This window comes from Actinoplanes sp. NPDC051633 (genome assembly GCF_040681735.1).
GTDB lineage: Bacteria > Actinomycetota > Actinomycetes > Mycobacteriales > Micromonosporaceae > Actinoplanes.
Map to the genome: position 1 here is coordinate 1 of NZ_JBFAZH010000927.1, position 3,140 is coordinate 3,140.

The 3,140-nt window shown below is 73.6% G+C and carries 4 protein-coding genes; 3 read left to right on the top strand and 1 reads right to left on the bottom strand.

Translation table 11 applies throughout. The features are described from left to right. The coding region (locus AB0M20_RS34605; RefSeq protein ID WP_364304584.1) for a LuxR C-terminal-related transcriptional regulator at positions 1 to 1,100 on the bottom strand (1,100 nt) is incomplete at its 3' end. 126 nt (positions 1,101 to 1,226) lie between these two features. Here AB0M20_RS34605 and AB0M20_RS34610 point away from each other — a divergent pair. From AB0M20_RS34610 to AB0M20_RS34620, 3 genes are all read left to right on the top strand, one after another. Further along, positions 1,227 to 1,589 (top strand): VOC family protein, encoded by a 363-nt coding sequence (locus AB0M20_RS34610; RefSeq protein ID WP_364304586.1) that lies wholly within the window; start codon positions 1,227 to 1,229, stop codon positions 1,587 to 1,589. 5 nt (positions 1,590 to 1,594) lie between these two features. Next, entirely contained in the window at positions 1,595 to 2,920 is a 1,326-nt protein-coding gene (locus AB0M20_RS34615; RefSeq protein WP_364304588.1) for an MFS transporter, read from the top strand. A gap of 65 nt (positions 2,921 to 2,985) precedes the next feature. Then, positions 2,986 to 3,108: a 50S ribosomal protein L36 gene (locus AB0M20_RS34620; protein ID WP_364304590.1), complete on the top strand. Its 123-nt coding sequence runs from the start codon at positions 2,986 to 2,988 to the stop codon at positions 3,106 to 3,108. Positions 3,109 to 3,140: the final 32 nt, after the last annotated feature.

Here is a 3,140-nt window from a genome sequence, read left to right on the forward strand (position 1 = left end):
TGACCGGTGTGCGGCTGGCCGCCTCGGTCGCGCTGATCCTGGCCGTCACCGGCGAGCTGGTGATCGGCTCTCCCGGCCTGGGCAAGGAGATCGACCCGGCGCAGCAGCGCGCGATCGGCCGGGTCCAGCAGGGCGTGACTCCAGTCCAGCGCCGCGCGGATCGAGCGGTGCCGGTCGTCGGCGCGGGAGCCGCCGGCGAGCATCCGCAGCGGGTCGGCCAGGGCGGCGGTGAGCCCGTCGACGCCGAGCGTGGGCCACCGGGCGGCGGCCAGCTCGACGGCCAGCGCCATCCCGTCCAGACGCGCGCAGAACGAGGCGATGTGGTGGCTCTGCGCGGGATCCGGCGGCCGGCCCACCGCCCCCGCGCGGTCCATGAAGAGCGCGACCGCCTCCGACGCGGCGCCGCCGGCCAGCGACAGCGGCGGCACTTCGTAGACCCGCTCGAACGGCACCATCAGCCGGGCCCGGCTGGTCGCCAGGGCCGTCAGCCCGGGGCACGTCGCGAGCAGCCGCTCGAGCAGCGGCACCACGCCCTCGAGCACGTGCTCGCAGTTGTCCAGCACCAGCAGGGCGTGCCGGTCGGCCAGCGCGGCGACCACCCATTCGTCCAGCGTGCGGCCGGGCTGCTCGCCCAGGCCCAGTGCGCCGGCGAGAGCCGCCGCGACCCGCTGCGGGTCGGTGATCGGCACCAGGTCGACGAACCACACGCCGTCGGGGTAGGCGTCCGCGGCGTCCGCGGCCACCGCGAGGGCAAGCCGGGTCTTGCCGACCCCGCCGGGGCCGACCGCGGTCACCTGCCGATGCGTACGAATCATCTCGGCCAGGTCGGCCCGCTCCGCCGTCCGCCCGACGAACGAGGTCAGCTGGGCCGGCAGAACCGGGGCGGGTTGCGTACGGCCGGCGCCGGTCAGCCCGGCCGCGCGCTGCGCGAGCGCTCGCCGGTCCGGCACACCCAGCTTGCGCAGCAGGGCGGCGACGTGACTCTCGGCCGTGCGGGTCGAGATGAACAGCCGGGCGCCGATCTCGGCATTGGTCAGGTGCTCCCCGACCAGAGCCAGCACCTCGGCTTCCCGGGTCGAGACCTCCACGTTCGGCGCCACGGGCCCATCCTGCCCCATCGGTTCCGTAGCCGAATCCGTAGTCACTACGGATGTCCGGGCGGGACCTGCCCGAGATGCTGAGTGCAGTCCCAACGACCTGCAGTTTCCCCGACTTGAGGAGTCACGATGAACGACACGACCACCACCACGTTCGGCATCCAGACGGTTCTGCACCCGGTGTCCGATCTGGCCACCGCCAAGGCGATGTACACCGCCCTGCTCGGCGTGCCGCCGCAGACCGACGGCCCGTACTACGTCGGCTTCGACGTCGCCGGCCAGCAGATCGGGCTGGTGCCCGGCGGCGGGCCGCAGAAGATCGGCTCGCCGGTGGCGTACTGGCACGTGCCGGACCTCGCGGTGAAGCTGGCCGAGGTGACGGACGCCGGGGCCACCATCAGCGAGCCCGCACACGACGTCGGCGGCGGACGCCTGGTCGCCACCGTCACCGACCCCGACGGCAATGTCCTCGGGCTCATCCAGGACCGCTGATCCCGATGGCCGTCCAGTCGCCGGCATCGGCGTCCCGCTTCCGGTCGTACGCTCCGGTGGTCGACCAACCGGTCCTGCGCAGGATCCTTCCCGGGCTGGCGGTGTCGGCACTGGGCGATGGGATGAGCGTGGTCGCGGTCGCCTGGCTCGCGGTGCAGATCGCACCCGCGGACCAGGCGGCCGCCTGGACCGGGCTCGCGATCGCCGCTTACACCTTGCCCGCGACGCTCGGCGCCGCGGTCTTCGGCCGGCTCGTGCGGCGGTTCAGCGGGGCCGGCCTGGTCGCGGTCGACGCGTCGGTGCGCGCCGTGGCCCTCGGCACCACCGCAGTGCTCGCCGTGACCGGCCGGCTTGGTCCGGTCGGCTACGTCCTGCTGCTGGCCGCGTCGTCGCTGCTGCACGCCTGGGGCAGCGCCGGCACGTACACGCTGGTCGCCGAACAGCTGCCGGAGCGGCACCGGGTGGCCGGCAATGCGCTGGTCTCAACGTTCAACCAGGCCGCGTTCGTGGTCGGCCCGGCGCTCGCCGGGGCCATCAGCGCCGTCGCCGGGCCGGGCTGGGTGATCGGGGCGGACGCGGCCAGCTTCGCCATCCTGGCGGTCAGTTGCATGACCGCCAGGGCCGGGCGACGCGCGGCCGGGTTCTCCGCCCTTGCCGAAGGCTCAGCGGCCGGAAGCAACACAGCCCTTGCCGAAGGCTCAGCGGCCGGAAGCAACACAGCCCTTGCCGAAGGCTCAGCGGCCGGAAGCAGCACAGCCGGCTGGCGGACCATCGTCGGCACGCCCCGACTGCTCGGCCTCACGGCCGTCACGTGCGTCTTCTACTTCCTGTACGGGCCGGTCGAGGTCGCCCTGCCGATCTACGTCGCCCGAGATCTGGGCGGCTCCCCCGCGCTGCTCGGCGCGTACTGGACCGCCTTCGGCATCGGCGCGGTCGCCGGCGGGCTGGGCGCCGGCCTGCTGCGCAACGGTCGCCTCTTCGCCGTCGTCGCCGTGATCATCATGGGGTGGGGCGCCGCCCTGCTGCCGATCGCACTGACCGGGACGGTGTGGCTGGGCCTCGCCGGCCTGGCCGTCGGCGGCCTGATCTACGGACCGTTCACCGCCATCTGCGTCGCGCTGTTCCAACTGGTCAGCCCGCCGCACATGCTCAGCCGGGTGCTCGCCGCCCGAACCGCACTGACCATCCCGTCGACCGCCCTGGGCACGCTCGCCGGCGGCCCTGCCGTGACCGCTCTCGGTGCGCGTCCCACGCTGCTCGCGTCGGCGTTGCTGACCATCGCTCTCGGCGCCGTCCTCGCCGCCGGCGGCGGGAGGGCCAAACGGGAATGACAACCGTTGTCCAGCAGTTGAAGGGGGTGCGCCGCCACGAGGGTGGGCGCGGAAGAAGGTCTGTCATGAAGGTGCGCAACTCGCTGCGGTCGCTGAAGAGCAAGGCCGGCTCCGTGGTGGTCCGCCGCCGCGGCCGGCTGGTCGTCATCAACCGCAAGAACCCGCGCTGGAACGGCCGCCAGGGCTGATCCCCGCAGACGATGTGCGTGGCACGGCCGGT